This is a genomic window from Phenylobacterium sp. (genome assembly GCF_030697925.1).
GTDB lineage: Bacteria > Pseudomonadota > Alphaproteobacteria > Caulobacterales > Caulobacteraceae > Phenylobacterium.
The window spans coordinates 39,436-62,440 of sequence record NZ_JAUYOJ010000149.1 but is presented as its reverse complement, the minus strand read 5'-3'; the positions used below and the strand labels follow the sequence as shown (position 1 = coordinate 62,440).

General features: G+C 68.2%; 26 protein-coding genes and 3 tRNA genes. 21 read left to right on the top strand and 8 right to left on the bottom strand.

Annotation, left to right across the window (positions count from 1 at the left end; all coding sequences use genetic code 11):
- From rpsI to msrB, 4 genes are all read left to right on the top strand, one after another.
- On the top strand, nt 1-277 hold a 277-nt coding region (gene rpsI, locus Q8Q88_RS14195; RefSeq protein ID WP_305581058.1), incomplete at its 5' end, for a 30S ribosomal protein S9.
- 91 nt (nt 278-368) lie between these two features.
- Nucleotides 369-1,346: an N-acetyl-gamma-glutamyl-phosphate reductase gene (gene argC, locus Q8Q88_RS14190; protein ID WP_305675834.1), complete on the top strand. Its 978-nt coding sequence runs from the start codon at nt 369-371 to the stop codon at nt 1,344-1,346.
- The gene (locus Q8Q88_RS14185; RefSeq protein WP_305675833.1) at nt 1,343-1,780 is read left to right on the top strand and encodes a GNAT family N-acetyltransferase; all 438 of its coding nucleotides are present in this window, start codon (nt 1,343-1,345) and stop codon (nt 1,778-1,780) included. Before argC ends, Q8Q88_RS14185 begins: the two co-directional genes overlap by 4 nt.
- Before the next feature lie 43 nt (nt 1,781-1,823).
- Entirely contained in the window at nt 1,824-2,312 is a 489-nt protein-coding gene (gene msrB, locus Q8Q88_RS14180; protein ID WP_305675832.1) for a peptide-methionine (R)-S-oxide reductase MsrB, read from the top strand.
- On the opposite strand, the gene Q8Q88_RS14175 is transcribed toward msrB, so the two are convergent.
- Nucleotides 2,309-2,653: a helix-turn-helix domain-containing protein gene (locus Q8Q88_RS14175; protein WP_305675831.1), complete on the bottom strand. Its 345-nt coding sequence runs from the start codon at nt 2,651-2,653 to the stop codon at nt 2,309-2,311. The two genes, msrB and Q8Q88_RS14175, sit on opposite strands and share 4 nt — an antisense overlap.
- A gap of 108 nt (nt 2,654-2,761) precedes the next feature.
- Here Q8Q88_RS14175 and Q8Q88_RS14170 point away from each other — a divergent pair, with 108 nt between their 5' ends.
- Nucleotides 2,762-3,466 (top strand): glutathione S-transferase family protein, encoded by a 705-nt coding sequence (locus Q8Q88_RS14170; protein WP_305675830.1) that lies wholly within the window; start codon nt 2,762-2,764, stop codon nt 3,464-3,466.
- Nucleotides 3,467-3,488: 22 nt separating this feature from the next.
- Here Q8Q88_RS14170 and Q8Q88_RS14165 read toward each other — a convergent pair whose 3' ends face one another.
- The 3 genes from Q8Q88_RS14165 to phaC are packed head-to-tail and all read right to left on the bottom strand — an operon-like array spanning nt 3,489 to nt 6,743.
- Nucleotides 3,489-4,043 carry a hypothetical protein gene (locus Q8Q88_RS14165; protein ID WP_305675829.1) on the bottom strand — a complete coding sequence of 185 codons (555 nt, stop codon included), beginning with the start codon at nt 4,041-4,043 and terminating at the stop codon, nt 3,489-3,491.
- The gene (locus Q8Q88_RS14160) at nt 4,040-4,993 is read right to left on the bottom strand and encodes an alpha/beta hydrolase (protein WP_305675828.1); all 954 of its coding nucleotides are present in this window, start codon (nt 4,991-4,993) and stop codon (nt 4,040-4,042) included. The genes Q8Q88_RS14165 and Q8Q88_RS14160 overlap by 4 nt, the downstream gene beginning before the upstream one ends.
- Before the next feature lie 4 nt (nt 4,994-4,997).
- Nucleotides 4,998-6,743 (bottom strand): class I poly(R)-hydroxyalkanoic acid synthase, encoded by a 1,746-nt coding sequence (phaC, locus tag Q8Q88_RS14155; protein WP_371129862.1) that lies wholly within the window; start codon nt 6,741-6,743, stop codon nt 4,998-5,000.
- Between the two features lie 307 nt (nt 6,744-7,050).
- Here phaC and Q8Q88_RS14150 point away from each other — a divergent pair, with 307 nt between their 5' ends.
- The 14 genes from Q8Q88_RS14150 (at nt 7,051) to Q8Q88_RS14085 (ending at nt 16,209) form a co-directional block, all read left to right on the top strand.
- On the top strand, nt 7,051-7,491 hold the full coding sequence (locus Q8Q88_RS14150; RefSeq protein ID WP_305675826.1) for a hypothetical protein: 441 nt from the start codon (nt 7,051-7,053) through the stop codon (nt 7,489-7,491).
- Between the two features lie 115 nt (nt 7,492-7,606).
- Nucleotides 7,607-8,827, top strand: a complete 1,221-nt coding sequence (locus tag Q8Q88_RS14145; RefSeq protein ID WP_305675825.1) for an LL-diaminopimelate aminotransferase — start codon at nt 7,607-7,609, stop codon at nt 8,825-8,827.
- Nucleotides 8,824-10,113, top strand: coding sequence for a homoserine dehydrogenase (locus Q8Q88_RS14140; protein WP_305675824.1), 1,290 nt, complete (start codon nt 8,824-8,826; stop codon nt 10,111-10,113). Before Q8Q88_RS14145 ends, Q8Q88_RS14140 begins: the two co-directional genes overlap by 4 nt.
- A gap of 49 nt (nt 10,114-10,162) precedes the next feature.
- Nucleotides 10,163-11,116 (top strand): class II fructose-bisphosphatase, encoded by a 954-nt coding sequence (gene glpX, locus Q8Q88_RS14135; protein ID WP_305675823.1) that lies wholly within the window; start codon nt 10,163-10,165, stop codon nt 11,114-11,116.
- Between the two features lie 62 nt (nt 11,117-11,178).
- On the top strand, nt 11,179-12,981 hold the full coding sequence (gene recJ / locus Q8Q88_RS14130) for a single-stranded-DNA-specific exonuclease RecJ (protein ID WP_305675822.1): 1,803 nt from the start codon (nt 11,179-11,181) through the stop codon (nt 12,979-12,981).
- A gap of 56 nt (nt 12,982-13,037) precedes the next feature.
- Nucleotides 13,038-13,112: transfer RNA gene (locus Q8Q88_RS14125), tRNA-Glu, on the top strand.
- Between the two features lie 153 nt (nt 13,113-13,265).
- Nucleotides 13,266-13,910 (top strand): cold-shock protein, encoded by a 645-nt coding sequence (locus tag Q8Q88_RS14120; protein WP_305675821.1) that lies wholly within the window; start codon nt 13,266-13,268, stop codon nt 13,908-13,910.
- A 21-nt stretch (nt 13,911-13,931) separates the two neighbouring features.
- Nucleotides 13,932-14,474 (top strand): DUF192 domain-containing protein, encoded by a 543-nt coding sequence (locus tag Q8Q88_RS14115; protein WP_305675820.1) that lies wholly within the window; start codon nt 13,932-13,934, stop codon nt 14,472-14,474.
- Nucleotides 14,467-14,889: a PaaI family thioesterase gene (locus tag Q8Q88_RS14110; protein ID WP_305675819.1), complete on the top strand. Its 423-nt coding sequence runs from the start codon at nt 14,467-14,469 to the stop codon at nt 14,887-14,889. The genes Q8Q88_RS14115 and Q8Q88_RS14110 overlap by 8 nt, the downstream gene beginning before the upstream one ends.
- A 72-nt stretch (nt 14,890-14,961) precedes the next feature.
- Nucleotides 14,962-15,038 (top strand) — tRNA-Pro (locus tag Q8Q88_RS14105).
- 31 nt (nt 15,039-15,069) lie between these two features.
- Nucleotides 15,070-15,375 (top strand): ETC complex I subunit, encoded by a 306-nt coding sequence (locus tag Q8Q88_RS14100; protein WP_305675818.1) that lies wholly within the window; start codon nt 15,070-15,072, stop codon nt 15,373-15,375.
- A gap of 4 nt (nt 15,376-15,379) precedes the next feature.
- A tRNA-Arg gene (locus tag Q8Q88_RS14095) sits at nt 15,380-15,456 on the top strand.
- 78 nt (nt 15,457-15,534) lie between these two features.
- The gene (locus Q8Q88_RS14090) at nt 15,535-15,678 is read left to right on the top strand and encodes a hypothetical protein (protein ID WP_305675817.1); all 144 of its coding nucleotides are present in this window, start codon (nt 15,535-15,537) and stop codon (nt 15,676-15,678) included.
- A 21-nt stretch (nt 15,679-15,699) separates the two neighbouring features.
- Nucleotides 15,700-16,209, top strand: a complete 510-nt coding sequence (locus tag Q8Q88_RS14085) for a hypothetical protein (protein ID WP_305675816.1) — start codon at nt 15,700-15,702, stop codon at nt 16,207-16,209.
- Nucleotides 16,210-16,361: 152 nt separating this feature from the next.
- Here the strand turns inward: Q8Q88_RS14085 and Q8Q88_RS14080 are convergent, their stop codons facing one another.
- Nucleotides 16,362-17,354: an SDR family oxidoreductase gene (locus Q8Q88_RS14080; RefSeq protein ID WP_305675815.1), complete on the bottom strand. Its 993-nt coding sequence runs from the start codon at nt 17,352-17,354 to the stop codon at nt 16,362-16,364.
- 121 nt (nt 17,355-17,475) lie between these two features.
- Between Q8Q88_RS14080 and Q8Q88_RS14075 the strand changes: the two genes are divergently transcribed.
- Complete coding sequence (locus Q8Q88_RS14075) at nt 17,476-18,786, top strand: M20/M25/M40 family metallo-hydrolase (RefSeq protein ID WP_305675814.1); 1,311 nt, start codon at nt 17,476-17,478, stop codon at nt 18,784-18,786.
- On the opposite strand, the gene metC is transcribed toward Q8Q88_RS14075, so the two are convergent.
- Nucleotides 18,783-19,943 (bottom strand): cystathionine beta-lyase, encoded by a 1,161-nt coding sequence (gene metC, locus Q8Q88_RS14070; RefSeq protein WP_305675813.1) that lies wholly within the window; start codon nt 19,941-19,943, stop codon nt 18,783-18,785. The genes Q8Q88_RS14075 and metC overlap by 4 nt on opposite strands.
- An 85-nt stretch (nt 19,944-20,028) precedes the next feature.
- On the opposite strand from metC, the gene Q8Q88_RS14065 reads away from it, so the two are divergent.
- Nucleotides 20,029-21,126 carry an amino acid ABC transporter substrate-binding protein gene (locus tag Q8Q88_RS14065; protein ID WP_305675812.1) on the top strand — a complete coding sequence of 366 codons (1,098 nt, stop codon included), beginning with the start codon at nt 20,029-20,031 and terminating at the stop codon, nt 21,124-21,126.
- Between the two features lie 10 nt (nt 21,127-21,136).
- Here Q8Q88_RS14065 and sseA read toward each other — a convergent pair whose 3' ends face one another.
- Together sseA and Q8Q88_RS14055 are read right to left on the bottom strand one after the other, a co-directional pair.
- Nucleotides 21,137-21,976 (bottom strand): 3-mercaptopyruvate sulfurtransferase, encoded by an 840-nt coding sequence (sseA, locus tag Q8Q88_RS14060; protein ID WP_371129861.1) that lies wholly within the window; start codon nt 21,974-21,976, stop codon nt 21,137-21,139.
- The gene (locus Q8Q88_RS14055) at nt 21,976-22,974 is read right to left on the bottom strand and encodes a cysteine synthase A (protein ID WP_305675810.1); all 999 of its coding nucleotides are present in this window, start codon (nt 22,972-22,974) and stop codon (nt 21,976-21,978) included. Before Q8Q88_RS14055 ends, sseA begins: the two co-directional genes overlap by 1 nt.
- Nucleotides 22,975-23,005: the final 31 nt, after the last annotated feature.

Below are 23,005 nucleotides of genomic sequence, written 5' to 3'. Positions count from 1 at the left end.
CGCTCGTCCCGTGCTGCGCATGATGATCGCCCAGCCCTTCCAGGTCACCGATCGCGAAGGCCAGTTCGACGTCATCGTCTCGGTGCAAGGCTCTGGCCTGTCCGGCCAGGCCGGCGCGATCCGCCACGGCCTGTCCAAGGCGCTCACCTATTACGAGCCGGGCCTGCGCCCGGTGCTCAAGCCGCACGGCTTCCTGACCCGCGACAGCCGCGTGGTCGAGCGGAAGAAGTACGGCAAGGCCAAGGCCCGACGCAGCTTCCAGTTCTCGAAGCGCTAAACCCGCGCGCGAGCACTCGCGTTTGGAGGGGCGCTTCGGGAAACCGAAGCGCCCCTTCTGCTATCTGGCTTCCGAGTTCAGGATCACGACCATGACCAGCACAGTTTTCATCGACGGCGAGGCCGGCACCACGGGCCTTCAAATCCGCGACCGGCTGGCAGGCCGCAGCGACCTCGAGGTGGTCTCGATCGATCCGGCCAAGCGCAAGGACCCCGACGCTCGCGCCGAGCTGCTGAACGGCGTCGACGCGGTGATCCTGTGCCTGCCCGACGCGGCGTCGAAGGAGGCGGTCGGCATGATCACCTCCAATTCAGTGCGGGTGATCGACGCCTCGACGGCCTACCGGACGGCCTCGGGCTGGACCTACGGCTTCCCCGAGATGGCTCCGGACCAGCGCGCCGCCATCGCCGGGTCCAAGCGGGTGAGCAATCCGGGCTGCTATCCCACCGCCTTCATCGCGCTCACCCGGCCCCTGGTCGAGGAGGGGGTGATCCCCGCCGACTGGCCGATCACGGTCAACGCCATCTCGGGTTATTCCGGCGGCGGCAAGGGCCTGATCGAGGAATTCGAGGCGCCTGGGCCCGAGGGGACCAACGACGCCTTCCGCACCTACGGCCTGACCCTGCAGCACAAGCACGTGCCTGAGATGCAGGTCCATGGCGGCTTCGACCATCCGCCGCTATTCGCCCCGTCGGTCGGCCGCTACGCCCAGGGCATGATCGTCGAGGTGCCGCTGCAGCTCTGGGCCCTGCCGTCCAAGCCCAAGCCCGAGGACCTGCGCGACGCCCTGGCAAGCGCCTATCGGCGGGAGGCCTTCGTCGAGGTGGCCTCCGACGAGGAGACCAAGGCCCTGCAGAAGGCCCGCGCCGGGGCCGGCGGCTTCAACGCCCAGCTCGATCCCGAGGCCCTGAACGGCACCAACAGGATGAAGCTCTACGTGTTCGGCAATCCGGAGACCGGCCAGGCTCGCCTGGTCGCCCTGCTGGACAATCTAGGCAAGGGCGCCTCGGGCGCGGCGGTGCAGAACCTCAACCTGATGCTGGGTCTACCGGAGGCCGCGGGCCTGTGACCCTGCGCCGGGCGAGCGCCGCCGACGCAGGCGACATCGCCCGGCTGCACCGGCTCACCATGCGCGTGTCGCTGCCCTACCTGCCGGAGTTGCATACGCCGAAGGAGGACCTGTGCTTCTTCCGCGAGCGCCTGCTACCTGAGTGCGAGACCTGGGTGGCGGAGGCCGGGGAGGCGATCGCGGGCTATGTCGCCTTCAAGCCCGGCTGGATCATGCACCTCTATGTCCACCCAGAGCACCAGGGCCTAGGGATCGGGCCCAGGCTGCTGGCCAAGGCGCTTGAGGACGGGACCCCGCGCCAGCTCTGGACCTTCCAGCAGAACGCCCGCGCCCGGCGGTTCTACGAGGCCCGCGGCTTCAAACTCGTGCGGCTGACCGACGGCGCCGACAACGAGGAAAAGACCCCCGACGCCCTCTATGCCTGGGAAGCCTGACGACGCCTTGCATCCGTCACCGGCGGCGCGCCGTATACAGGCCATGACCCTTGATAGACGCACTTTCTTGCTGGGCTCCTCGGTCGCGTTTGCGGTCGCGCCGGCCCTCGCCCTCGCCGCCGCGGCGGACCCCTACGCCGCCTCGCCGTGGCGCAAGATCACCGACGCGGAGTGGAAGAAGCGCCTCGACCCCGGCGCCTACAATGTCCTGCGCCACGAGGCGACTGAGATGGCCGGAACCAGTCCGTTCAACAAGGAAAAGCGCCGCGGGACCTATGTCTGCGCCGGCTGCGCCCTGCCGCTGTTCAAGTCCGAATGGAAGTACGACAGCGGCACCGGCTGGCCCAGCTTCTACACCGCCATCAAGGGCGCGCTCGGCAAGAAGACCGACTACAAGATCGGGTTCCCGCGCACCGAATACCACTGCGCCCGCTGTCTGGGCCACCAGGGCCACGTGTTCCCGGACGGCCCGCGGCCGACCGGGCTGAGGTACTGCAACAACGGCGACGCCTTGGGGTTCATCGCGGCCTAAGCCGCGTCCCGGATCCGCACCCCCGACCGATCCTCGGCGGTGTGGTCCCACCAGTCGCCCAACCCGTCGATTAGCGGCACGAGCTTCAGCCCGGACGGGGTGAGGTCATAGTCGACCCGCAATGGATAGCCGCGATGCGCCGTGCGCCGGACGATCCCGGCGTCCTCCAGTTTGCGCAGCTCCAGCGACAGCATTCGCGCCGAGACCGTGGGATTGTCGCGCTTCAGGTCGCTGAACCGCTTGGTCCCGTCCTTCAGATAGTAGAGCAGCAAGGTCGGCCAGCGACCGCTGAGCACCCGCATGACTTCCTCGATGGGGCAGCGGGAGACGACGTCCTTCATGCGGCGGACCCTCGGTTACAAATTTGTGCGTCATTTACATTGGGAGCCCGGCGCCCAAGTTCCAGGCTCGCTGCGCAGCGTGATCCTCAAAACATCACGGAGCGAACAATGGAACCGATCCTGGTCTACGGCTTCCCGCTGGGAAGCGCGACCGGCCTGGTGGCCGCCTTCGAGTGGCTGGGCCAGCCCTACAGCCTATGCCGCGTCGACATGTTGAAAGACATGAAGAGCGACGACTACAGACGCCTGAACGACCGGGGCGAGACGCCGATCCTGATCACCGACGACGGCCGAGTGCTGACCGAGACCGTGGCCATCGCCCAGTGGCTGGAGACCCGCGACACGGAACGCCGCGTCAGTTTTGCGCCGGGCACACCCGAGGCCGACCGCATGCACCAGCTCATCGGCTTCGTGAACACCGGCTTCACCGGCGCCTTCAGCCCGCTCTGGGCGGCGCTGGAGATGAACCCACCTGACCCGGCGATGCAGGCGCCGCTGCGCGCCTATGGGCGCAAGGCGGTGATCGAACGTCACGCGCGGCTGGAGGCCTTGGTCGGCGACGGACCCTATCTGGTCGGTGATCATCCGACCCTGGCCGACGGCGTCCTGGCCGGCGTGGCGCGCTGGGCGGAGTTCCACGAGGTGCTCGACGTCTCGACCTATCCACGGCTGGCGGCGATGCGGCGGCGGATCGAGACTGATCCGGCCTTCGTGTTCGGCCTGGCCATCGAGGCGGGCGAGACCCCCGCCGGGTCCGGAGCGATGAAGGGTCAGGTTCCGCTGGCCGATGTCATCGCGCGCTTCGCGGCCTAGGGAAGCCTCGTGCTCTCCCCGGCTAGGGCGCCGGGGAGATTGGCGCGGCCAGATCGAACTCCACCCGGAAGCGCCGCTCCGGCCGGCTTAGTTCGTAGGCGAAGGTCTTCCCCGGTTCGACCTCCATCGCCCAGACATTGGTCACTGACACCCCCCGATTCTCGCGGACGAACAGGTCCTTGGAGAACCGGTCCACCGGGAACTCCTGGCGTGACGCCGTGCCCGGTGATGTCGTATCGCCGCCGTACTGGCTGACCACGTCCTCGGTCCCGTCGGCGTGGCGATGGTCGTGCTTCAGGCGCAGGCCGGTGTTGACGCGGGTCACCACCCAGGTTCGCGACCTGTCCTCGCCCACGTGGAACGGGATCCGGACTTCGTTGGCGCTGCAGGTCTTGACGGTCATGACCAGCGCCTTGCCCGCGAAGGCGGCGTCGGCAGGATCGGTCGTCACCACGCGTCCGGTGAAGCTCTTGCCGCACAGGGCGCTGAGGCGCGCGAAGAACGTCTCCTGCGGCGTCGCCGCCTGGGCCGGGGCGGCGAGCAGCATCAGCAGGGCGGGGAGGGCGAAGGCCTTCATGGTAGCTCCGGAGCAGGGCGCGGCAGCGCCTTCAGGACATGGTCGACGGCGCGGACCACCGCGTCGGCATGGGTGAGGCCCAGCAAGGTGGCGTGCTCGGCGTCGGGGACGTTCTCGTACCGGCCGTCGCGGGAGGCGCGCTCAGGCGCGCGGCGGGCGATGTTCCACTCGGCCATGCGCGCGGCGTCGCCGGCGGTGACCACGGCGACCGGCCAGGCCGGGTCCAGCGAGACCGCGCCAGCCTGGATCGAGCCTTGAGTCCAGGCCAGGACCTCGTCGGCGGCGGTGCGGGTGTGTCGGCCCGAGACGAAGGCGTGCTTCTTCTCCGCCGAACCCTGGGGCGGCAAGCCGATGCGGTCGCCGAAGCCGTAGGCGACGCGGATCAGCCCCAGGCTGCCGGCCACGGCGGTGATCCGGCCCACTGTGCGCACCCGCGACAGGAACCGCTCGGCGCGCGGGTCGCTGGTCATTTCCGGCGTGGTGGCTTCCAGCAGCACCAGGCCCGCGACCTTGTCGGGGTTTTTGCCGGCGAACAGCCGCACGTGCTGGCCGCCCATGGAATGACCCATGAGGATGAAAGGGCCGCGCTCGCCCGAGGCGGCGACCAGCTTTTCCAGGTCGGCGGCGATGGCGGCGCTGTCGCGCGGCTTGGGGCCGGGATCGGAGAAGCCGAGGCCGGCCCGGTCATAGGCGCAGGACCGCAGGCCGCGCGCCGTGAGCTTCTGCTGCACGGCGGCGAAGTCGGCGGCCAGGCCCCAGGCGCCGGCCTCCATCCAGACGACGGGGAGAGTGGACTTCGGGCCCTTGCAGACCAGCCGCAGCTTGCGCCCGCCGATGTCGACGAAGCTCCCGTCGGGTTTGAACGGCCCGGCCGCGGCGACCACCGCGAACCCCGCGCCGATCCAGAGGGCCAGGAGTACGCCCAGGCCCACCAACAACAGTTTGAACATGAACCTACGACTTCACCTTCACATAGGAGCCGGGCGCGTCCTCGATCGGCTTGAACTTGCCCTTGGCCGGGTCGCGGGCCTCGACCATGCCGCCGGACTTGGCTTTCAGCCACTCGGCCCAGTGCGGCCACCAGGAGCCGGGTGTCTCCTTGGCCCCATCCATCCAGGCCTCGGGGGTGTCGGGCAGGTTGGCGTTGGTCCAGTGCTGGTACTTGTTGGCCACCGGGGCGTTGATCACCCCAGCAATGTGGCCCGATCCCGCCAGGGTGAAGGTGACCGGCCCGCCGAACAGCTTGGCCCCGCGATAGACCGACCGCATCGGGGCGATGTGGTCCTCCTTGGACGACTGGACATAGACCGGGGTCTTCACCTTGCTAAGGTCGAGCTTGACGTTGTCCATGACCAGCTCACCCTTCGCCAGGGCGTTCTCGCCGTAGAACTTTCGCAGGTAGAACAGGTGCAGGGCCTTGGGCATGCGGGTCTGGTCGGAGTTCCAGAACAGCAGGTCGAAGGGCTTGGGCTCCTTGCCCATCAGGTAGTTGCTGACGAAGAACGACCAGATCAGGTCGTTGGACCGCAGCATGTTGAAGGTGTCGGCCATGGTCTTGCCCGACAGCACTCCGCCGCCGGCGTCCATCTGCTTCTCGAGATCGCTCAGCCAGTCCTCGTTGGTGAACAGCAGCAGGTCGCCGGCCTCGGCGAAGTCCTGCTGGGCGGCGAAGAAGGTGGCCGAGGCGATCCGCTTGTCACCCTTGGCCGCCATGTGGGCGAGCGTCGAGGAGAGAAGGGTGCCGCCTATGCAGTAGCCGACGGTGTTGACCTGGGTCACGCCGGCCTGGGCCATGGCCGCGTCCGTGGCCTCATAGATGCCCTGGTGCATGTAGTCGTCGAAGGTCTTGGCGGCGAGCTTCTGATCCGGATTGACCCAGGACGCCACGAACACCGTGAAGCCCTGGTCCGCCAGCCAGCGGATCATCGAGTTCTCGGGCCGCAGGTCCAGGATGTAGAACTTGTTGATCCAGGGCGGGAAGATCAGCAGCGGAATCTCATGGACCTGTTCCGTGGTCGGCTGGAACTGGATGAGCTGCAGGATCTCGTTCTGGAAGATGACCTTGCCCGGCGCCGTGGCCACGTTGCGGCCGATCTCGAACATCTCGTAGTCGGTCTGACTGATCGACAGCTTGCCCCCGCCGCGTTGCAGGTCGGCGGCGAAGTTTTCCATCCCCCGCACCAGGGATTCGCCCTGGCTGGACATGGCCTCGCGCAGGGCCGCGGGGTTCGAGGCCAGGAAATTCGACGGCGAGAAGGCGTCGGTGAGCATCTTCATGAAGAACTCGACCTGGCGCTTGTTCATCGGATCGACGTCCTGAACGTCGGAGACCAGCGCGTTCAACCAGTTCGAAGTCAGCAGGTAGGACTGCTTGATCACGTCGAAGACCGGGTTCTCGGCCCAGTCGGGATCGTTGAAGCGCTTGTCGCCCTTGGCCGGGCTGACCACGGGTTCGACCGTTTCGCCCGAGGCTTTGCGGGCGGCCGACTGCCAGAGTTCGAGATAGCGCTGGAAGAGGTCGGCCTGGGCGCGGACCAGCCGCTCGGGCTGGGATGACAACCGACCCATGACGTCGGTGAGGGCCGGAGCCACGTGGAACGGGTCGGGGGACAGGGCCGCTGGTCGCTCGGCCTGGCGTAGGGCCGCCTCGGCGATGGCGCCCTGAGCGGTCAGGGCGGCGCGCGCCAGGTTGGCCGACATCTTCTCGATGATCTCGCGTTGCTCGCCGTTGAGCCCCGGCGCCTCGAAGCTGCGCGTCAGTTCGCCATTGGCCTTGGCCTGCGGTGACGGCATGGGCTCAAACGCCGGCGCGGTGGCGGCCTTGGCGGCCTTCTTGCCGGCTTTGTCAGCGGACTTGGCCTTCTTCTTGGCCTTGGATTTGGTCGGCCCAGACGGTTGTTCGCTCATGGACTTTATCCTCCCGACCCCGACTGGTTTGGGCTGCGGCGCGCTCGCGCTCTTTCGCCCGAAGCGATCATGGCATAAGACCGGCAGGGAAATGAACGCGTTGCTTCGACTTTTCGTGAACCGGCCCACGCCGTGCGGCTTCGCCTGCGTCTGCGGTGCTGTGCTGCTGAGCGGTTGCGCGGCCAGTCCGTTCAAGACAGCGACGGTGGATCCGGCCTCGCCGGTGGCCGCCGAAGTGGCCAGGATGGCGCGCGCCTCGACCGACTACCCAACCTTTTCTGAGATTCCGCCGCTGCCGGCCAACCAGCGTCCCCTGCGTGAGTTCGGCCGCGCGGTCGACCAGCTCGAAGTGGCCGCGGCCAGGCTGGACCGCGAAACGGCTCCGAACACCTGGACCTTGACCGGGACGGAGCGCTTCGTCAGCCGCGCCCAGGCCATGGTCGCCCCCGGCGGCGACAGCGACGCCTCCACCACGGCGGCCTCGGAAGCCTTTGCGCGGCAAATTCGGGAGCGAGCTACCCCGCCTCCGCTGCCCAGATAAGAGGCTGGCGGGGGCATAAATCACCTTGAACCTGCTTGGCGGCTCCCCGGACGGGGGCTATCCATGCGCGACTTCAGCTCCCATACCGCCGCCCGTCCCGCGGCACGAGCTCTCCATGACCCCTGAATTCCACCGAATCCGCCGCCTTCCGCCTTACGTCTTCGAGGAAGTGAACCGCATCAAGGCGCGCCTGCGCGCCCAGGGTACGGACATCATCGACTTCGGCATGGGCAATCCAGACATGCCGACACCCAAGCATATCGTCGACAAGTTGATCGAAACCGCCCGCGACCCGAAGGCCGGCCGCTACTCCGCCTCCAAGGGGATTGTCGGCCTGCGCCGCGCCATGGCCGGCTACTACAAGCGACGCTTCGGCGTGACGCTCAATCCCGACACCGAGGTGATCGCCACCCTGGGATCGAAGGAGGGCTTCGCCAACCTCGCCCAGGCGCTCACCGCCCCCGGCGACGTGATTCTCTGCCCCAATCCGGCCTATCCGATCCACGCCTACGGTTTCATCATGGCCGGCGGAGTGATCCGCCACGTGCCCGCGCCGTCGCCGGAGGAGTACCTTTCGGGGGTCAGCGCGGCGATGCGCCATTCCAGCCCGGCGCCCAGCGTCCTGATCCTGTCCTATCCGTCGAACCCGACCGCCCAGTGGGTGGACCTCGACTTCTACAAGGAGGCTGTGGCGCTGGCGAAGAAGCACGACCTGCTGGTCCTGTCCGACGTCGCCTATTCCGAGATCTATTTCGACGACAATCCGCCGCCCTCGATCCTGCAGGTCGACGGCGCAAAGGATCTGGCCGTCGAGGTCAATTCCCTGTCCAAGACCTACGCCATGGCCGGCTGGCGGGTTGGCATGGTGGTGGGCAACGAACGCATGTGCGCGGCCCTGGCGCGGGTGAAGTCCTATCTGGACTACGGCGCCTACACGCCGATCCAGGTGGCCGCCGCCGCGGCGCTGAACGGACCTCAGGATTGCGTCGACGATATCCGGGCCATCTACAAGTCGCGCCGCGACACCCTGGTAACTTCCATGGCCCGCGCCGGCTGGGACATCCCGTCGCCGCCGGCCTCCATGTTCGCCTGGGCGCCGTTGCCGGAAAAATTCAAGGCGGTCGGCTCCCTGCTGTTCGCCAAGCTGCTGATCGAGGAGGCTGGCGTCGCTGTCTCCCCCGGCGCGGCCTTCGGCGAGTACGGCGAGGGCTATGTGCGCATCGGCCTGGTCGAGAACGAACACCGGATCCGCCAGGCGGCGCGCAATGTGAAGAAGTTCCTGGCCAACGCCGACGAGATCCTCGGCCGCGCCCACAACACCTTGGCGGCCCAATGAGCAGATCGAACTGGCGCGTCGGCGTCGCGGGCCTCGGCACCGTGGGCGGGGGCCTGCTGAACTTCCTGTCCGACCGGCCCGGTTTCGCCCCGGCGGGGGCCACGGCGTCGGTCACCGGTGTCTCGGCGCGCTCGCGCTCGCGGCCCCGGGCCTACGACATCTCCAACCTGCCCTGGTTCGACGATCCCGTGGCGCTCGCCGGCTCGCCGGACAACGACATCTTCGTCGAGCTGATCGGCGGCTCCGACGGTCCGGCCAAGGCCGCCGTCGAGGCGGCGCTGAACGCCGGCAAGCCCGTCGTGACCGCCAACAAGGCTCTGATCGCCGAGCATGGGGCCGAGCTGGCGGCCCTGGCAGAGGCCAAGGGCGTACCGCTGCTGTTCGAGGCCGCCGTCATGGGCGGCACCCCGGCGGTGAAGATGTTGCGCGAGGCCATGGTCGGCGACGACGTCATGTCTGTCGCGGGCATCCTCAACGGCACCTGCAACTATATCCTCACGGAGATGGAGACCGGCGGCCGTCCGTTCGCCGAGGTGCTGGCCGAGGCCCAGCGCCTGGGCTACGCCGAGGCCGACCCGACCATGGACGTCGGCGGGTTCGACGCCGCTCACAAGATCTCGATCCTCGCGGCGCTCGCCTTCGGCTGCGCGCCGAACTATGCGGCCGCTGAGATCGAAGGCATCGACCAGGTGGCCCTGCTGGACATCCAGCTCGCCAAGGATCTAGGCTACCGGATCAAGCTGATCGCCTCGGCCAGCCGCTCGGAGGAGGGCGTGCTGGTGCGGGTCCATCCCACCCTGGTGGCGCTCAACCATCCCCTGGCCCAGGCCGGCGGGGCGCTCAACGCGCTGTTCATCGAGGGCACGCGGATCGGCCGCATCTTCATCCAGGGCCCGGGCGCGGGAGCTGGTCCCACGGCCGCCGCCGTGGCCGCCGACATCGCCGACGTCATGACCGGAGCCAGCCGGCCGGTGTTCCAGGCCAAGGCCTCGACGTTAAAGCCCTTCACGCCGGTCGACCCGGCCAAGAGCATGAGCCGCGCCTATCTGCGATTCCTGGTGAAGGACGAGCCCGGCGTCATCGCCGCGGTCTCGGAGACCCTCGCTGAAGCCGGCGTTTCCATCGAAAGCTTCCTCCAGAAGCCCGTGGAGAATGCAGACGGCGTGCCGATCGTGCTAACCACCCACGCGGTCGCGGAATCCGTGCTCACGGCGGCGATCGACCGCATCGCGAATCTGTCGTCCGTGCTGGATAGACCCCGGCTCTTGCGCATCGCGCGCATCTAAGACTGTAAAGATAATCGATCGCTCCAGCAGGGGGCGCGGGAGAGACGCAATGAGTTCCGAAGTTCTGGATCGCGGCCTGGTTCTGGACGCGGTCCGGGTCACCGAGATCGCCGCCATCGCCGCCTGGAAACTGGTGGGTCGCGGTGACGAGAAGGCCGCCGACCAGGCCGCCGTCGACGCCATGCGCACCGCGCTCAACGACCTCGACATCGACGGCGAGATCGTCATCGGCGAGGGCGAGCGCGACGAGGCGCCGATGCTCTACATCGGCGAGAAGGTCGGTCGCGGCAAAGGCCCGAAGGTCGACATCGCGCTCGACCCGCTGGAAGGCACCACGCTCACCGCCAAGGCCATGGCCAATGCGCTGGCGGTGATGGCCTGGGCGCCCAAGGGGACCCTGCTCAACGCTCCTGACACCTATATGGACAAGATCGCCTGCGGGCCGGGCTTCCCGGCCGGGATCATCGATCTGGACAAGACGCCGGCCCAGAACGTCGAGGCCCTGGCGGAAGCCAAGGGCGTGGAGGCGTCCGAGATCACCGTCTGCGTCCTGGACCGTCCGCGCCACGCCGACATCATCGCCAGCGTCCGCTCGGTGGGCGCGCGGGTCTATCTGATCACCGACGGCGACGTGGCCGGGGTGATGAACACCGCTGACCCCTCGACCGGCGTCGACCTCTATGTGGGGCAGGGCGGGGCGCCCGAGGGCGTGCTGGCCTGCGCGGCGCTGAAGTGCGTCGGGGGCCAGTTCCAGGGCCGCCTGGTGTTCCGCAACGCCGACGAGAAGGCCCGCGCCAAGCGGGTCGGCATCACCGACTTCGACCGCAAGTACGACCTGCACGAGATGGTGCGGGCCGACGCGATCTTCGCGGCCACGGGGGTCACCAACGGCGCCCTGCTGGACGGGGTGCAGTACGAAGACGGCTTCGTCCACACCCACACCATCGTCATGAACTCCGCGACCCAGACGGTGCGTGAAGTGCGGATGAAGCGCCCCGTCTGATCCGGACGTAGGGGTCGCGCGCGAACCTTCGACGCGGCCCCGACTCCGGCTAGACTCATCCGATGGCCGACGGAACCACGCCCATGGGCTATCTCGGCGTCACGCGCTCCCTCACCGGACGGCTGTGGCGCGAGCGTCCGGCAGATGGCGAGACCGTGCGGCGCCACCAGCTCGGCCTCGGGCTCTCAGAACCCCTGGCCCGAGCCCTGGCCTCGCGCGGCATCGGGCCCGACGACGGCGCGAACTACCTCAATCCGACCCTCAAGGCGCTGTTTCCCGATCCGTCCAGCTTCCTGGACATGGACCTAGCCGCCGAGATCCTCATCGACGCCCTGGTCTCCGACCGGCCGATGACCATCTTCGCCGACTACGACGTGGACGGCGCCTCGAGCGCCGCCCAGCTGGTCCGCTGGTTCCGCACCCTGGGTAAGGAACTGCCCATCTATGTCCCCGACCGGATGACCGAGGGCTACGGCCCCTCGCCGGCGGCCTTCAAGCGCATCCGTGAGAGCGGCGCGGAGCTGGTTGTCACGGTCGACTGCGGGGCCGCGGCCTATGAGGCCCTGGCCCATGCCGAGGAGATCGGCCTCGACGTGGTGGTGATCGATCACCACCTGATGCGTGACGAGATCCCCAAGGTCGCGGCCCTGGTCAACCCCAACCGTCCCGGCTGCACGTCGGGGCAGGGGGTGCTGGCCGCGGCCGGCGTCGCCTTCGTCCTGCTGGCGGCGCTCAACCGCGAGGCCCGTAAGCGGGGCCTGTTCGAAACGACCCCTGAGCCCGACCTGCGCCAGTGGCTGGACTTGGCGGCCCTGGGCGCCATCTGCGACGTGACACAGCTGGTGGGCTTCAACCGGGCGCTGACGACCCAAGGGCTGAAGGTCATGTCAGCCTGGAAAAACCCTGGCCTCAAGGCCCTGCTCGAGGTCGCAAAGGGCTCGGGCCCGGCCGGCGTCTTCCATGCGGGCTTCATCCTGGGGCCAAGGATCAACGCCGGGGGCCGGATCGGCCGCTCGGACCTGGGCGCGCGCCTGCTGTCCACCGACGATCCGGCGGAGGCCGCCGAACTTGCCGCTGAGCTCGACGCTCTGAACGCATCCCGCAAGGAGGTGGAGCGCGAGATCTTCGAGGAAGCCATCCGCATCGTCGACCGCGAGAGCAACCAGGACGACGCCGCCCTGACCTTCGTCGCCGCCGACGGCTGGCACCCCGGCGTCATCGGCATCGTCGCCAGCCGCCTGCGCGAACGCTATCGCAAACCGGCCCTGGTGATCGGGGTCGACCGGGCGGCCAATATCGGCAAGGGCTCCGGCCGCTCCCAAACGGGGGTCAACCTTGGCCGGGCGGTGCAGGCGGCCTTTGATGAAGGCCTGCTGCTGGCTGGCGGCGGTCACGCCATGGCCGCGGGGCTGTCCGTGCGGCCAGACACCATTCCCGACCTGCGCGCCTTCCTGAACGAGCGCCTGGCCGCGGAAACGGAGACGGCCACCGCCGAGGACGGCCTGGACATCGACGCCCTGGTGACCACGGGCGGGGCCGACCGCGGCCTCTGGCAGGCCTTCCAGGCCCTGGCGCCGTTCGGACCGGGCAATCCTGAGCCGATGTTCGCCGTGGCTGACGTGCGGATCGAGCGGCCCATGGCGCTGCGCGGCGGCCATGTGCGGGTCACCCTGACCGACGGCTCGGGCGGGCGGCTCAAGGCCGTGGCCTGGCGCGCCGAGGACACCGAGATCGGCAAGCGCCTGATGAGCGAGGGCGGCGCGGTGCATGTCGCGGGCCGTCTGAAGCCGGACGATTGGCAGGGCCGCGAGAGCGTCGAACTGGAGATCGAGGACGTCGCCGATCCCCGGCGCATGGTTGGCTGATCGGGCGACTTGCATAGGCTCTGAATCGCCGATATAGACGCCGCTCTCGCGCACGCGGTCCCTTCGTCTATCGGTTAGGACGCCAGGTTTTCAACCTGGAGAGAGGGGTTCGACTCCCCTAGGGACTGCCACGCGACGCCCCTTCGCCGCCATCAGAGCGCGCGAAATACGCCTGATGCGTGCGCCAGGCGAAAAACTCCCATTGACGGCTCAATAGTTACCAGAACAGTGTTATAGTTGGCCTTAGTCCGAAGGGATCGGGGGAGACCGGGCCAGAGGGGCAAATGTCTGGTTACGAATTCGAGGGAGTAGATTCGCACGAAGAATCCGTGCGGATCAGCGGGCGCGTGAAGTGGTTCGACGCCGGCAAGGGTTACGGGTTCATCGTCCCTGACGATCCTAGTCAGACGGGACTTAAGGACGTCTTGCTTCACGTGACCAGTTTGCGGAATTCCGGGCGCGAAAGCGCCTTGGAAGGCGCCGTCATTGTCTGCGATGTGATCCGCCGTCCGAAAGGCTGGCAAGTGGCCGAGGTGGTCGAGGTCGACGAGAGTTCGGCGCCCGCGCCGACCGACCGGCGACGCCATGACGACCACGGCGGTTTCCGGCGCGACCCCTATGACCGTGGCGGCGGCTACGACCGCGGCGGCGGGAGCCAGGGCGCCTACCAGGCCCGCACCCCGCGTCGTCCGCCGGTCAGCGCCGCCCGCGGGCCGTTGGAACGGGCCAAGGTGAAATGGTTCAACCGCGCCAAGGGCTACGGCTTCGTGGTCCGCGACGGCGAGAGCGGCGACATCTTCGTGCATATCGAGACCCTGCGGCGCTCGGGCATCGAGGACCTGCAGCCGGGCGACGACGTGATGGTGCGCTTCGCCGAGGGTCCGAAAGGGCTTGTCGTGGCCGAGATCGAGTCTGTAGGTCTGGCCTAGACCTCAGTTCGGAGCCCCTCAGTGTCCCGCATGACCTACGGCCTGCGCGCCGCGCTGGCGGGCGCGCTCGCTCTTTGCGCCTACGCCTGCGCCGCCGAACCCGCGCCCGCCGCCAAGCAGGTCGCCCGAGCCTCCGTGGCCGCTGCGCCCGCGAAGCCGCCAGTCGACGCCCCGGTCCCCGCGGGCCTTGAGGCGCTGGAGGTGGTGACACCACAGGGCCGCACCCGGTTCCTCGTGGAGATCGCCGACGACGAGCCTGAGCGCAATCGCGGCCTGATGTACCGCAAGGTCATGGCTCCGGACCGCGGCATGCTGTTCGATTTTCACACGCCGCGCGAAGTGGCGTTCTGGATGAAGAACACCCTGATCCCGCTGGACATCATCTACATCCAGGCCGACGGCACGGTGCTGTCCATCGCCCGTAACACCACCCCGCTGTCGGAGGCGCCGATCCCTTCGGGCGGCCCGATCCTGGGGGTGCTGGAGCTGGCCGGAGGCCGCGCCGCCGAGATCGGCCTTTTGCCCGGCGACAAGGTCGTCCACCGGATCTTTCAAGGTGGCTGAGGTCATCCCCGATCCGCCCGAGGGCTTCATTCGCTCGTCCAACCGCGGCCCGTTCTCCAACCATAACGGCCCCTATTTCCACCGCGAGGTGATGGGGGAGATGACCGAGCAGGCCTTCTTCGCCCTGCCCAGGCACGCCAACGGCCTGGGCCTGGTGCATGGCGGCATGCTGACGGCCTTCATCGACGGCCTGCTGGGCGCGGCGACCTTCCGCGCCACCCGCCAGACCGGCGTGACCATCCAGCTCAACGTCAACTTCCTGCACATGGCCCGGGTCGGTGAATGGATCATGGGCGAGGCCAGATGCACCCGCGCAACCAAGGATGTGGCCTTCGTCGAGGGCCGGCTCTATGTGGGCGGCCACGACGTGATCCGGGCCAGCGGCGTCTTCAAGTTGATGCATCGCCGCGATTGAGCCCGCCCCGCGCGGCTTTGTTCAATTGCGGGAAAGGCCAAAGCCTTATATCGCACCCCTTGCCGGCGTTCTCGGGGTGTAGCGCAGCCTGGTAGCGCATCTGCTTTGGGAGCAGAGGGTCGGAGGTTCGAATCCTCTCGCCCCGACCACGCCGGCTTAGATTTGAGAGAGACGACCCGCATGCTCGCGCGCATCTACCGTCCGGCCAAGAACGCCATGCAGTCCGGCAAGGGCAACACCAAGGACTGGCTGCTGGAATTCGAGCCCGCCTCGGCTAGACGCGCCGATCCGCTGATGGGCTGGACGGTGACCGGCGACATGGACGGCCAGGTGCGCCTGTCCTTCGACACCAAGGACGAGGCCGTCGCCTATGCGGCGGCGCACGGCATCGCCTTCCAGGTCTCCGACCCCAAGCCGGCCAAGAAGATCATCAAGGCCTACGCCGACAACTTCGCCTTCGGCCGCAAACAGCCCTGGACCCACTGACCGGGCGCCCATAGCTCAACCGGATAGAGCATCCGCCTTCTAAGCGGACGGTTGCAGGTTCGAGTCCTGCTGGGCGCGCCAGGGCCTGCCAGACAAACAACCTATGAGGTAGCTCGCGCCTCGACTAAGCTTCGCCTCAGTGAAGAAAGGGGTGTCGCAATGGGCCTGGACCTCATTCCCGAGGGATGTGCAAAGCCCGGTCATGAGGCCGAATGGCGCGCGTTCCTGCAGCGGACCATTGAGGGCGAGACGGTTTCGGGCGCCGAGGGCGACCGGTTCCAGGAAATCACCATCCCGGCCTAGGAGCGGGTCGGCGCGCCCCGTGTGGGTCACGACGAGGCGGCGAACGCCTGGATCTTCGACGCCCGAAAAGCTGAAACGCCGGAAGCGAAGGCCGAGGTGCTGAGGGAGTTCGACGGCTACCACGTGGTTCCGCTGGCGGTATGTGACGGCGTGCCGAAGTACGCCCATGGCGACCTCTATGAGGGAGTCGACAAGACCAGCTTTCGCGGATCCTTCTTGCAGGCGTGCGGCGATGTCATCGCCCCTGGCCTGATTGGCAAGGCGTGGGACGACATGTTTCCTGAGGCGGCCGTCGCCTATGGCCAGGAGCTTCTTGCTGCGGCCGGTGCGGCGGCGGCTCGTGGCCCGGCGCCGCCGCAGCCGCCACACCCACTCCCTAGGCGAGGCCTGCTGCAACGCCTCGGCCTGATCAGCAAACGACCCAAGAAAGCGCCTGTCCCATTCGAGGACCAGCTCGATATCGTCCAGGCAGCCGGCCGCTGGTACGCCTTCTGGGGCGAGCGTGGCCATTTCATCCGCGCCTGGTCCTGACCATCAGCTGGTGGCGGTCAACTCCACCAAGACCTTGTCGGCTGCGTTCTCGGCGGTCGCGGGCATGGCGGTTGAGCTCCCGGGAGGTGGTCGGCCTGGAACGACAGTCTAGCTGTCAGGCAGGCCAGGAACCGAGCTTTCGAGGGCGAAGCCTAGTACCCGCCGACGATCGGCAGGATCTCGCCTGTGATGTAGCTGGAGCAGTGCGGCGAGGCCAGGAACACATAGGCCGGGGCGATCTCCTCCGGCTGGGCCGGACGCTTCATCGGGGTCTTGGCCCCGAATTCCGAGACATCCTCGGCCGGCTTGTCCGCCGGGTTGAGCGGGGTCCAGACCGGGCCGGGCGCGATCGCATTGACCCGTATCCCCTTGGGGATCAGATGGCCTGACAAGGCGCGGGTGAAGGCGTGGATGCCGCCCTTGGTCATCGAATAGTCCAGCAGCTGCCTGCTGCCGTCGATGCCGGTGACCGAGCCTGTCATCAGGATCGCCGAGCCCGGCTTCATGTGGGGCACGGCGGCCTTGGCCAGATGGAAATAGCCGTAGAGGTTGGTCTTCAGGGTGCGGTCGAAGTGCTCGGCGGTCAGGTCCTCGAGGTCGGTGACGTGCTCCTGGAAAGCGGCGTTGTTGACCAGGACGTCGAGCTTTCCGAACTCGCCGATCGCGCGATCGACTGCGGCCTCGGCATAGGCGGGATCGGCGACGTCACCCGGCAGCAGGATGGCGCGGCGGCCCTCCTTCTCGACGGCGGCCTTGGTCGCCTCGGCGTCCTGATGTTCGTCGAGATAGGCGATGGCGATATCGCAGCCTTCACGGGCGAACAGCACCGCGACGGCGCGGCCGATGCCTGAATCGGCGCCGGTGATCAGGGCGACCTTGTCCTTCAGCTTCTCCGAGCCCTTGTAGAACGGAGCGTCGTACATGGGGGCGAGCCGCAGGTCGGCCTCCAGGCCCGGCTTGGCCAGGTGCTGCTTGGGGAAGGGCGGGGCGGGATATTCCCGCGCCCCGGCCTGCATCGCTGGCCGATCTTCGTCGTCGGACTTGAAGGAGTGCTGCTCCTTGGCGTCGATCTCGGCCTGGACCTCGCGCTCGGCCTTGGCTGTCTGGGCGGCGTCCTTGGCGAATTCGGAGTTGGGCTGAGTCATGGGGTTTCTCCCTCGTCGCCGTGCCAATTCGCGGACGGCGGCGGCGGTTCCAGCCGCGGCGCTTGAGTTCCGCGCGCCGGACGGGGAAGGTCCCGGCAGATTCAGTTCCAGGGGGATTCCCGTGACCAACCGCAGAATGACCGCCGCGCTCGCTGGCCTGATGCTCCTCGCCGCCGCTCCGGCCATGGCCGGGGGCTTGACCGGCCAGGAGAAGAAGCTCGTCGCGGCCTCGGCGGCCGAGGAGGCGCGGTCACTGGCCCTGCTGGAGAAGCTGGTCAACATCAACAGCGGCACCCTCAACCTGGCGGGCGTGACCAAGGTCGGCGCGATCCTGCAGGACGAACTGAAGGGCGTCGGCTTCGACGTGAAATGGGTCCCGATGGATAAGGTCGGTCGCGCTGGCCACATCTTCGCCACCCACAAGGGCTCGGGCAGGGGCAAGCGGATGCTGCTGATCGGCCATTTCGACACGGTGTTCGAGCCCGACAGCCCGTTCCAGACCTATGTCCGCCGCGGCGACATCGCCGAAGGCCCGGGCGTCAACGACATGAAGGGCGGGCTGGTGATCATGATCGGCGCCCTGCGCGCCATGCAGGCGGCGGGTACACTGAAGGACGCCGACATCACAATCGTGCTGACCGGCGACGAAGAGCGGGCGGGCTTGCCGATCTCGATCTCGCGCGCCGACCTGGTTGCGGCGGCCAAGACGAGCGACATGGCCCTGGAATTCGAGAACCTGGCCCGGGAGGACGGCAAGGACATGGCCTCGATCGCGCGGCGCTCCTCCACCGACTGGACGATCAAGGTGAGCGCAAAGTCCGGCCACTCGTCGGGCGTTTTCGGCGACGGGGCGGGATACGGCGCGGCCTATGAACTGGCCCGGATCCTCGACGGGTTCCGGCGCGGGGCCCGCGAGGTCAACGCGACCTTCAACGTCGGCTTCATGGCCGCCGGCGCGACCGCCGAAGTCAACGCCGCGGAGACCGGCGCGGCGGCCACCGGCAAGAACAACATCATCGCCGCCAAGGCCGTAGCCCAGGGGGACCTGCGCACGCTCTCCAATGCCCAGACCGACAGCATCCACGCCAAGATGAAGGCCATCGTCGATCAGCCCCTGGTTGGGGCCAAGGCCGAGATCGAATTCGGCGAGGGAGGCTATCCGGCCATGGCGCCCACCGAAGGATCCCGCAAGCTTCTGGGCAAGCTCAACGAGGTGAACCGCGACCTGGGTCTGGAGCCGATGGCCGAGCTCGACCCGCTGAAGCGCGGGGCCGGCGACATCGGCTTTGTGGGCGACATGCTGCCGGGCTTGATCGGCTTCGGTTCGGCGGGCGAAGGGTCGCACGCGGCCGGCGAGACCATCGATCTGAAGAGCCTGGATCGTCAGACCAAGCGCGCGGCCCTGTTCATGAGCCGGATGGCGCGGCCTTAGCGGGCGGCGTTGTAGGCGTCCAGACCCTGGCGCAGGTCGGCCATCAAGTCGTCGGGATGCTCCAGGCCGATATGCAGGCGCATGAGCGGGCCGGCGAATTTCGGCGCCGACTTGCGCTTGCCGAGCTGGGGATCGCAGGAGATGGCCAGGCTTTCGAACCCGCCCCAGGAAAAGCCCAGCCCGAACAGCTCCAGGGCGTCGAGGAAGGCGTCGACCGCCCGCTCCGGCGCGGGTTGCAGGACGAAGGCGAACAGGCCGCAGGCGCCCTTGTAATCGCGCTTCCAGAGGGCGTGGTCGCGGGCGCCAGGCAGAGCGGGATGGATGACCTCGACCACTTCGGGCTGCTGGGCCAGCCAGGCGGCGATGCGCAGGGCCGCGCCGCCCTGCTGTTCCAGGCGCACGGGCAGGGTCCGCAGGCCGCGGAGCATCTGATAGGCGTCCTCCGGCGAGACCGCCCAGCCCATGTTGTGCACCCCGTCTTCGAGCTGGTGGGCGAGTTTCTTCTCGGCCACGGCGGCCGATCCCATGAAGACGTCGGAGTGGCCGCCGACATATTTGGTGAGCGCCTGGACGCTGATATCGACGCCGTGCGCGAGCGGCTTGTAGAGGAAGCCTGCGCCCCAGGTGTTGTCGGCCAGGGTCAAGATGCCGCGGGCCTTGGCCAGGCGCGCGATGGCGGCCACATCCTGCATCTCGAAGGTCAGCGAGCCTGGCGACTCCAGGGCGATGAGCCGGGTGGCGTCCGTCGCCATGGTCAGCAGGTCCTCAGGCGAGGTGCGCGGATCGAAGTAGCGGACCCCGACGCCATACTTCGCCAGGACCTGGTCGCAGAACCGGCGGCTGGGCTTGTAGATGTTGTCGGTGACCAGGATCTCGTCGCCGGCCTTCAGCACCGCCAACATGGCGCCGGTGAAGGCCGCCAGGCCCGAAGGATAGAGTTCGACCGCCGCGGCGCCCTCCATCTCCGCCAGGGCCGACTTCAGGCTCTCATGGGCCGCGAGCCCCGCGCGGCCATAGGTTACGTAGGCGTCGTCGTCATAGAGGGCCCGCGCGTTGGGCAACAGGACGGTGGAGCCCTTCTGAATGGGCGGCCCCACGGTCTTGGCCAGCCTTGCGGGCGTGGCGCCTGCGCGGATCAGTCGGGTTTCTTCAGCCATGCGGGTTGACGCGCCGGAACGAACAGGAGCCAAAATCAGCCTTGCACTTAGAGCCTCCGCGGGCTTGGCAATCAAGGAGCGCGGCATGTGGAAGCGCCTCGCGGCGGCGGTCGGGTCGATGTTTGTCCTTGCGGGATGCGGCGAGGGTGGCGAGCCCGCCCCGACGCCCGTCACGCCGGCCGCCAAGGCCCCGGGCCCCGCGCCTGCCTACAAGGCCAAGCCCAGCCCGACCCTGGCGGCGATCAGGGCTCGGGGCCACCTCAACTGCGGCGTCCATCCCGGGCTCTCCGGCTTTGCCTTCCGCGACGACCGGGGAACTTGGCGCGGGTTCGACGTCGACATCTGCCGGGCTGTGGCCGCCGCGACCCTCGGCGACGCCAAGGCGGTGCGCTATTCGGCCATCACCGCCCAGGACCGGTTCTCGGCCCTGCAAGCCGGCCAGCTGGACATCCTGTCGCGCAACACCTCCTGGACCTTCGCGCGCGACGCCAGCCTGGGCTGGGATTTCCCGGCCATCACCTATTATGACGGCCAGGGATTCATGGTCCCCAAGGCGCTCTCGCTCTCCAGCGCCGACGAACTCACCGGCGCGCGCATCTGCGTCCAGGCCGGAACGGCCAGCGAGGCCAATCTCGCCGACTATTTCCGGGCGCGGGCGCTGAAATATACTCCGGTCGTGGTGGCCTCCGAGGCCGACGCCCGCAACGCCTACCAGGCCGAGAAATGCGACGCCTTCACCGCCGACGTGGCGGCGCTCGCCTCCGCGCGTTCGGTGATGAACAGCCCAAGCGCCCACGTGATCCTGCCGACCGTGATCTCCAAGGAGCCTCTGGGCCCCGTGGTGCGGCAGGACGATCCGGTCTGGACAGATATCGTCCGCTGGACGGTCTACGCCCTGGTGCTGGCCGAGGAGTACGGGATCGATTCCAAGACCGCGCCCGAGGCGCTGAAAACCTCGACGGACGTCCGGATCCGCCGGCTCCTGGGCGCGCAGGGCGCCTTCGGCCCCATGCTGGGATTGCCGGAGGACTGGGCCTACCAGGCCATTGTCCAGGTGGGCGCCTATGACGAGGTGTTCGCGCGCAATGTCGGGCCGGACTCGAGCCTGCGCCTGGAGCGTGGCCACAACGCCCTGTGGAACGCCGCCCAGCCGGGCCTGATGTACGCACCGCCGATCCGCTAGGGGCGGACCGTTAGGGGCCGGTGACGATCGGTGCGTCCGCTAGGGCGCCCCATTCGGCCCAGGAGCCGTCATAGACCGCCGTGCGGTCCCGTCCGAGCCGCGCCAGGGCCAGCGCCAGGACCGAGGCGGTGACGCCCGAGCCGCAGGTGGTGACGATCGGCTTGGCCAGGTCGACGCCGGCGGCCTCGAAGATGGCGGTCAGCTCCTGCGCCGGGCGCAGGGTCCCGTCGGCGGCGACGACCTGGTCGAAGGGCACATTGGCCGCGCCGGGCATGTGGCCCGCCTTCAGGCCAGGGCGAGGTTCGGGGGCGTCGCCGAGGAACCGCGCCGCGCCCCGCGCGTCGACCAGTCGGGGCCCGCCTGAAGCGAGCAGGCCGCGGACCTCGTCGGCGCTACGGACCAGGCCGGGGTCGAAGGCCGGCGCGACCTTAACGGCGCGGGGATGGACGTCGCCGGTTTCCACGTGCCGGGCCTCGGCGAGCCACTTCTTCAAGCCGCCGTCCAGGACGAAGGCCCGGATGAAGCCCATGGCCCGCAGGGTCCACCAGACGCGGGCGGCGGCGCGGATGCCGAGGCTGTCATAGATGACGATATCGACCTCACGCGACAGGCCGAGCGCGCCCACGGCCTGGGCGAAGGCTTCCGGCGTCGGCAGCATGTGCGGCAGGTCGGTCGTGAGGTCGGCGATGGCGTCGATGTCAAAGAACACAGCGCCGGGGATGTGGACCCGCAGGTATTCCTCGTGGCCCGAGCGGGCCTCGGCCGGCATGAACCAGCTGCCGTCGACAACGCGCAGGTCGGGAGAACCCAGCCGCTGGGCCAGCCATTCCGTGGAGACGACGGGGTCCATCACAGCCATCCCGGGATCGGCAGGCCGCGCTCCGCCAGGAACGCGGGATTGAAGATCTTGCTCTGGTAGCGCGAACCTTGGTCGCAGAGAACGGTCACGATCGTGTGGCCCGGGCCGAGGTCCTTGGCCATCCGGATGGCGCCGGCGACGTTGATGCCGGTCGAACCGCCCATCACCAGACCCTCGTGCTCAGCGAGGTCGTAGATGATGTTCAGCATCTCGTGGTCGTCGATGCGATAGGGGCGGTCGATGGTCAGTCCCTCCAGATTGGCGGTGATCCGACCTTGGCCGATTCCCTCGCTGATCGAGGTCCCCTCGGACTTCAGCACGCCGTCCGCATACCAGCTATAGAGGGACGCGCCATACGGATCCGCCAGTCCGATGGCGACATCGGGCTTGCGCGCGCGCAGGGCTTCGGCGACGCCGGCCAGGGTGCCGCCCGAGCCGACGGCGCAGATGAAGGCGTCCACCTCGCCGTTGGTCTGCGCCCAGATTTCCGGCCCCGTGGTCTCCACATGGGCCTGGCGGTTGGCGACATTGTCGAACTGGTTGGCCCAGACCGCGCCGTTGGGTTCCTTGGCGTCCAACGCCTCGGCCAAGCGTCCCGAATAGCGGACATAGTTGTCAGGGTTGGAATAGGGGACGGCGTCCACTTCCACCAGCTCGGCGCCCAGCAGGCGAATGGCGTCCTTCTTCTCCTGGCTCTGGGTGCGGGGGATGACGATGGTGGTCCTGTAGCCCAGCGCCGAGCCGACCATGGCCAGGCCAATGCCGGTATTGCCCGCCGTGCCCTCGACGATGCGACCGCCGGGACGCAGCAGGCCGCGGCGCTCGGCGTCGCGCACGATATAGAGCGCCGCGCGGTCCTTGACCGACGCGCCGGGGTTCATGAACTCGGCCTTGCCGAGAATCTCGCAACCCGTGGCCTCGCTCGCGCGGCGCAGGCGGATCAGGGGCGTGTTTCCGATGGCGTCCACGACGCTGGGGGCGACAGTCATGGACCGCTACTTAGGCGCCAAACGCGCGTCC